The organism is Phenylobacterium sp., from assembly GCF_028290885.1.
Taxonomy (GTDB): Bacteria; Pseudomonadota; Alphaproteobacteria; order Caulobacterales; family Caulobacteraceae; genus Phenylobacterium.
Genome location: NZ_JAQGIZ010000059.1, coordinates 1 through 6,386, shown reverse-complemented (window position 1 = coordinate 6,386; position 6,386 = coordinate 1). Strand labels below are relative to the sequence as shown.

The following is a 6,386-nucleotide window of genomic DNA, read 5'->3' as shown; positions in this document are numbered from 1 at the left end:
ATGGGAAACCCGCCGCCGTACGCCGCTACACGCGCAAGCGTGGGAATGCCGGCCAAAAGCGACGGGTCGCTCTGGATGAAGTTGAAAAAGTCCTGCGTGGGGAACCCGAACAGGGCTGTGAACGCCTTGTTCTGCGCAATCTCGATGGAAAGGATCGGCGCCCCATCCATCCGGCTGAAGGCCTTGAGATTGCCGCCGTCATCGAGGATCGCCACGTTTTCGGCAATGCCGATTTGTCTGGCTTTCTCCACCGCTTGATCCACCATCTTCTGTGCCAGCTCGGAAGAAATGCTGTGTTTCTTCACCACGTTAGCCATTGGACTCTCTACTCACTTGATTTGTGCTGCGCGTTGAAGTCCCGCTCGATGAAGCGTGAACGGGATTGCCTTCAGTTGGCGCTGTGTCCGCCGTCGACGTTGAGGACGTGGCCCGTCATGAATTTGGCTTCATCCGACCCCAGGAAGACGATGCCTTCAGCGACCTCTTCGGAGAGGCCGAGCCGGCCCAGCGGAACCTGTGTCGCCAGCGCCGCCTTGTTCTCCGCCGTGCCGGTGAAGCGGGTCAGCATGCCGGTGTCGGTGGGGCCTGGCGCGACGGCGTTCACGCGAATCCCCGACTTGGCGAGCTCCAGCGCCACCGACTTGGTGATGCCTTCGACGGCGTGCTTGGCGCCGACGTAGATCGAGGCGCCGGCCGCCCCCTCGTGCCCGTAGGTCGAGGAGATATTGATGATGCGGCCGCTGCCCTGGGCCTGCATGGCGCGCGCTTCATGCTTCATGCTCAGGACCACGCCGAGGACGTTGGTGTCGAACGTCGCGGCAAAGCTTTCCGCGGTCTGGTCCGTGATCGGGCCGACCGCGCCTTCGGTGGCGGCATTGTTCACCGCGACATCCAGACGGCCGAAACGCGCGACGGTCTTGTCGACCAGGGCCCGCACATCGCTTTCCTTGCGGACGTCGGCGTTGATGAACTCCGCCTCCGAACCCAAGGCCTGCAGCTCCTTGGCGAGCGCCTGGCCAGCTTCGTCGCGACGACCGGAAACGACGACCTTGGCGCCCTTCTTGGCGAAGGCGACGGCCGCGGCGCGGCCGATGCCGGTCAGCGCGCCGGTGATCAAGACAACTTGAGTGCTCATTCTGCGATCCCTCGTTGGGCCGCCCAAAACCGGCGGCGTTTCGTGGGAGCTGAGTTGTCTATTCCGCCGCGCCGCCAGAAGGCGCGGAAAGGGATATGGCTTATTCCAGCAAAGCGCTAAATGACCGGTCGCGATCCACCGGGAAATCGGGCCGGCATCGGACCTTTGGAAGGTCGGCTGAGAGCGTGCCTATGGGGGTTTCGGCCCGGGGACCGCGGACCGGCGCCGGTTGCGGGCATTTCTGTCTGTATTAGGCTGTACGTGGATTAGCACCCGGGGCCTTTCGAGTTTGTCGCCGCTCCGGAAGTTGCCGTGACGGTCGCCGGTCGAGATCCACGCCACGGCCCGGATGTCGGTTACCCTCCGACCGGGACAGAGCCAGATGACATATCCAACGCCCTCGCGGCGGAAGGTCAGTTCAGCGCTGCTGCCCGTCGCGACCGCCGCACTCGCGACCGGAATCTTCGTCGCCGACATTCTTACGCCGGTCGGCGTCGCGGTCGCCGGGCTTTACGTGGTCGTCGTGCTGCTGGCGACCCGTTTCCTGCGGCCGCGCGGCGTCGTGCTCGTCGCCGCGGGGTGCGCGGTCCTCGCCGTGGTGAGCTTCATTCTGGCGCGTCCCAGCGGCCTGGAAGCCGAGGAGGGCGCGGTCAACGCGTTGATCAGCATCGCGGCCATCGCGGTGACGACCTTTCTCGCTTTGCGGGGCAAAGCGGCGGAAGTGAGGCTGCGCGACCAGGCCAGCCTCCTCGACCTGACGCACGATACGATCTTCGTGCGCGGCATGGACGACGTCATCACCTATTGGAATCGCGGCGCCGCGGAACTGTACGGATGGCCGGCGGAGGACGCGGTCGGCAAGGTCAGTCACCAGCTGATGCAGACGACCTTTCCCGCGCCGCTCGAAGAGATCAATGCGGAGTTGCTCCGCGCCGGCCGTTGGGAAGGCGAGCTCATCCATACCAAGCGCGACGCGACGCGGGTCACCGTGTCGAGCCGGTGGTCCTTGCAGCGGGACAGGCAGGGGCGGCCTGCGATGATCCTGGAGACCAACAACGACATCACCGAGCGAAAGCAGGCGGAGTATCTGACCGGCCAGGTGTTCGAGATCTCACCGGATTGGATGTCCATCGTCGGAAGGGATTACCGGTATCAACGCGTCAACCCGGTTCTCGAGCGGGCTTGGGGAACGCCGGCCGAGAGGATCGTCGGGACGCACGTCGCCGATCTGATGGGGACGGAGCGCTTTGAGCAGACGAGCAAGCCTAATTTGGACCGGTGTTTCGCCGGAGAAGACGTCACCTTCTCGGGATGGATTCCCAGTCATCGCGGCCGGCGCTACCTGGCGGTGAGCTACTCGCCCCTGCGGCCGCACTCGGAGCGGGTGGAAGCCGCCCTGGTGATCACTCGCGACCTTACGGACCATATGCTGGCGTCGGAAGCCTTGCGCGCGGCGCAGGCGGACCTCGCGCACGTCAATCGCGTCGCAACCATGGGCCAGCTGACCGCCTCCATCGCCCATGAGGTCAACCAGCCCATCGCCGCGGCGGTCATCAACGCCCAGGCGGCCATGCGCTGGCTGGGGAGCGACCCGCCCAATCTGGATGAGGTCCGCGAGGCCCTCGGCCGGGCCATCGACAGCGGCAGACGGGCCGGCGACGTCATCGGCCGTATCCGCGCCGTCGTCAGCAAGGCGCCCCCACGCACGAGTCGGTTCGACCTCAACGAGGCAGCCTCCGACGTGATCGCCCTGACCCGCAGCGAGGCGCTGAAGCATGGCGTCTCGGTGCAGGCCCGGCTGGCGACGGACTTGCCGTCCGTGGACGGAGACCGTGTCCAGCTGCAACAGGTCATCCTCAACCTGATCATGAACGCCATCGAGGCGATGAGCGGCGCCGACGACGGGCCGCGGGAGCTGTGGCTCAGCACCGAGACGGACGCGGCGGGCGGCGTGCGCGTCGCGGTGCGCGATTCCGGCCCGGGCCTGGACGCGAAGAGCGCAGCCCGGCTGTTCGAGGCCTTCTATACGACCAAGCCCGAAGGCATGGGCATGGGCCTGGCCATTTGCCGTTCGATCGTCGAGGAGCACGGCGGACGGCTGTGGGCGTCCGCGAATGAACCGCGCGGCGCCGTCTTCCAGTTGACGCTGCCTGCAGAACGAGCCGAGGCCGATCCCGCCGAGCACGCCGGCCAGATGCCGGCGTGAGGCACTAGGTCCGGGGAACGAAACCACCCGTTCTCGGCGATCGGGAGCGGCATTGTCCGATGTCGGCGAGGCGCAGATACGCAGCCTCTTGCGGACCGTCCAACGGCCGGACCCGGCCGCCTTTTTAGCTTGCCGGCCGAACAATGATCGCCGCCTGGGGCTTGTCACAAAATCCACGCCGGCAATTAAGGAACCACCATGGAACTCAAGCGCGCCGGGTCGCAGCCTTCGGCCAAGGGACCCGCAGAATACTTCACTGGATCGGTGCACATCGACCCTCTCAACACCGCCCCGGCGCCCGCCCGCGTCTCATGCGCAAGCGTCACCTTCGAGCCTGGCGCGCGCTCGGCCTGGCACACCCATCCCCTGGGCCAGACCCTCATCGTCACCGCTGGCTGCGGATGGACCCAGTGCGAGGGCGAGCCGATCGTGGAGATCCGTCCGGGCGACGTGATCTGGTGCCCGCCCGGTCACAAGCACTGGCACGGCGCCACGCCCGCCACCGCCATGACCCACATCGCCATCCAGGAAGCGCTCGACGGCAAGGCCGTGGACTGGATGGAGCACGTCACCGACGAGCAATACCTCGCCGGCCCGCCGCGGGCCGCCTGACCGAACCGGGCGCCGGCGCGGCGAGCGTTGTGGGGCCCTTCGACGGCGCGACCACGACCGCTAAACCAGATCTCCAGCGCGCTGGCCGACGGGAGCGCGATCATGCGCCCGGTCGAGGTGCAGATACTCTCCGTTGAACTGCGCGGCTTGCTTGAGACGGGCGGGATCAAGCACGGTCAGCAGACCTCCGGATAGCTCGATCAGGCCGTCGGCCCGCAGCTTCCGGAGCGTTCGATTGGCATGCACCGGCGTCAGGCCGGTGGCGTCCGCAAGGTCCGTCTGGGTGATCGGGAACTCGAAGCTGTCGCCGTCGGTCAATTCCACCATGCGGTAGCGCACCAGCATTTCATAGTAGAGGTGGGCGATCCTCACATAGGCGTTGCGCCGACCCTCATCGACGATCCGTTCACGCAACACGCCCAGGTCGGTCATCGTGCCCCACCAAAGGGCCTCCCCGAGGCTGCTGGTTTCCCGCAGCAGAGCCCTCATGTCGTCGGCCGGGATCAGTGCGGTGGTCGTCGGCGTGATGGCGGCCACGCCATGATCCATGACCTTGAGGATGAAGATTTCCGCGTCGCAGAGATCACCCGGTATCAGGAAGGCCATGATCTGGCGGCCGCCGTCGGGCAGCAGCTTGTAGCGGCACGCCAGGCCAGACAGGACGACATGACAGAGCCCCGAGTGCGCCCCGTCGGCGATGATGTCGTCCCTCGGCGCGTGCTGATCCTGCCTGGCGCGGATCAACTCATCCAGCCGCCGCCTTTCCATGTCCGAAAAGGCGGTGAACTGCTCCATCTTCATCGTCCAGGGATTTCGCATCTCACCTTCCGGTCAATGGCGCCGCCTGACCCTAACGCACGACCTGAGTTCATCGTTTGATGGCCGATGGCGACCCCTTCCTGATCTATGTTGAGCCGGCTGACCGGGTATTCCAATAAATTGAACAGTTTCAATCAGATCGGCGCCGAAAAATGCTGATCCTGGCTGATCTGGGTGAGCGTGAGATCCGGCGCCCGCGCCCAGTCTTGCCGGATGATGTCCCAGGCATGTTGCCTTCAGAAGGCTGAAACTTGCGAACAGCGCGCGGCGGAGTGCGTAGAACCATCCTTGCAAGCCCAATGGTGGGCGATGGCGGCCGAATGGCGCGCCCTCGCCGGAGACGAAACCCACCAGGCGACTCTCGCGCGTCTGATGACCAATTCGCGCGAAGCCCGGCAGGGGGAGGTGGCTCGCGGCTCCGCCGCGAGACGGACGGGGTTTCCAGCCCGCTCCGCCCCACCTGCCGTTCCGCGGCGGCTCGTCGAGCTAGGCCTTGACCATGGACGGTCGCGCACGCCGCAAGACACAACCCAGGCCGAAGAACCCGCCGAGCATCATCAGCCAGGTTGACGGTTCGGGTACGGCCGCGGCGGCGACCCGGGTGATGGTGTAGCTCGCCGCGATCGGCGGGTTGGCGTAGACATATGCATAGTTCGCGACTGCGCCGTCCGCGCCGGTGGGGGCCGATCCCACCAGCGGGTCTATGAAGAATCCGACGTTCGGGATGTTGTTCACCCCGGCCATGATGCCGCTGTAGACTTCGCAGCAGGCGGGCGGGCCCGCGACGTTGGCATAGCCGCTGACGGCCGCCGGCACGAACAGGTTCGCAGCCACGTCGTAGCCGAAATAGATGTAGTCGTAGGGCGCACTAAGGCTGTTGATGAACGCCAGGTCGTAGGTCGTGTTGGCCAGCGATATCGAGAAGGCGCTCAGGTCCGAATAGCCGATCACGCCGGTCTTGGAGGAGTCGAACGCGAACGATCCTTGCGCGACGACTGTGTTGTTCGCCTTCATGAAGGCGAAGTTTTCCACGATCACCGAGGCGCTGGCGCCCGACGCGCACAACGCGAAAATGACGGCGAACAAACCGCCCAAAGCCCGTTTACTCACCAGACGCCCCCAAAAAGATAGACCCGCTCATATCCTGAAACCCGTAAGGTCATTGCTTCCCCTACGAGCGGCCAGGATGCCGGGGGCCTTCTTACACGCGCCGTCGCAGCCGGCCCCGTGTCGGCTTACTCACCGCGTGCTTTTTCGCCTCGCGATTGAATCCCGCCAGGGGGACCTTGCAACGGCTCCGCGTCCGCCGCCCCTCCCGACGCTTCAGCCCGGGGCCCCTTGCCAAGCGGCGGTCCGGCGCCCAACCATCGCCGATGGTTGCCGCGTCACCAGCGTCCAGGGAGCCCGACACCGCCCGGGATCCCCAGCTCTGGGAGGTCACGCGGGCGTCGCTCGACTACGTTCGCGATACCGTCCAGATCAGCCGGGGCGACGATGACCTGCTGGACGCGCTGATCTTCACCGCCGCGCTCGACGCCAACATGGCGCCGGTGAATCGCGATCCGGACCTCCAGGTCGCCTACGGCGGCGTCGAGGTCTCCGCGCCGGACGAGT

At 65.8% G+C, this 6,386-nt stretch carries 6 protein-coding genes and 1 pseudogene; 3 read left to right on the top strand and 4 right to left on the bottom strand.

What is annotated here, in order from left to right:
- Both JWP28_RS04890 and JWP28_RS04885 read right to left on the bottom strand, forming a co-directional pair.
- Positions 1-317, bottom strand: a 317-nt coding sequence (locus tag JWP28_RS04890; protein WP_299540611.1) for a heme-binding protein, incomplete at its 3' end; no start/stop codon positions are given.
- A 71-nt stretch (positions 318-388) separates the two neighbouring features.
- Positions 389-1,135, bottom strand: a complete 747-nt coding sequence (locus JWP28_RS04885; RefSeq protein ID WP_299540609.1) for a glucose 1-dehydrogenase — start codon at positions 1,133-1,135, stop codon at positions 389-391.
- 382 nt (positions 1,136-1,517) lie between these two features.
- Here JWP28_RS04885 and JWP28_RS04880 point away from each other — a divergent pair, with 382 nt between their 5' ends.
- Together JWP28_RS04880 and JWP28_RS04875 are read left to right on the top strand one after the other, a co-directional pair.
- Complete coding sequence (locus JWP28_RS04880) at positions 1,518-3,341, top strand: ATP-binding protein (protein ID WP_299540607.1); 1,824 nt, start codon at positions 1,518-1,520, stop codon at positions 3,339-3,341.
- Positions 3,342-3,539: 198 nt separating this feature from the next.
- Positions 3,540-3,953: a cupin domain-containing protein gene (locus JWP28_RS04875; RefSeq protein ID WP_299540604.1), complete on the top strand. Its 414-nt coding sequence runs from the start codon at positions 3,540-3,542 to the stop codon at positions 3,951-3,953.
- 60 nt (positions 3,954-4,013) lie between these two features.
- On the opposite strand, the gene JWP28_RS04870 is transcribed toward JWP28_RS04875, so the two are convergent.
- Positions 4,014-4,748 carry a Crp/Fnr family transcriptional regulator gene (locus JWP28_RS04870; protein ID WP_299540601.1) on the bottom strand — a complete coding sequence of 245 codons (735 nt, stop codon included), beginning with the start codon at positions 4,746-4,748 and terminating at the stop codon, positions 4,014-4,016.
- Between the two features lie 510 nt (positions 4,749-5,258).
- Positions 5,259-5,858 carry a PEP-CTERM sorting domain-containing protein gene (locus JWP28_RS04865; protein WP_299540600.1) on the bottom strand — a complete coding sequence of 200 codons (600 nt, stop codon included), beginning with the start codon at positions 5,856-5,858 and terminating at the stop codon, positions 5,259-5,261.
- 287 nt (positions 5,859-6,145) lie between these two features.
- On the opposite strand from JWP28_RS04865, the pseudogene JWP28_RS04860 reads away from it, so the two are divergent.
- A pseudogene (locus JWP28_RS04860) lies at positions 6,146-6,386 on the top strand (hypothetical protein); the annotation flags it as partial.

Excerpts from the sequence above, each read along its gene's own strand:
- JWP28_RS04885 (WP_299540609.1), bottom strand. The coding sequence starts at position 1,135 with ATGAGCACTCAAGTTGTCTTGATCACCGGCGCGCTGACCGGCATCGGC.
- JWP28_RS04880 (WP_299540607.1), top strand. The coding sequence starts at position 1,518 with ATGACATATCCAACGCCCTCGCGGCGGAAGGTCAGTTCAGCGCTGCTG.
- JWP28_RS04875 (WP_299540604.1), top strand. The coding sequence starts at position 3,540 with ATGGAACTCAAGCGCGCCGGGTCGCAGCCTTCGGCCAAGGGACCCGCA.
- JWP28_RS04870 (WP_299540601.1), bottom strand. The coding sequence starts at position 4,748 with ATGGAGCAGTTCACCGCCTTTTCGGACATGGAAAGGCGGCGGCTGGAT.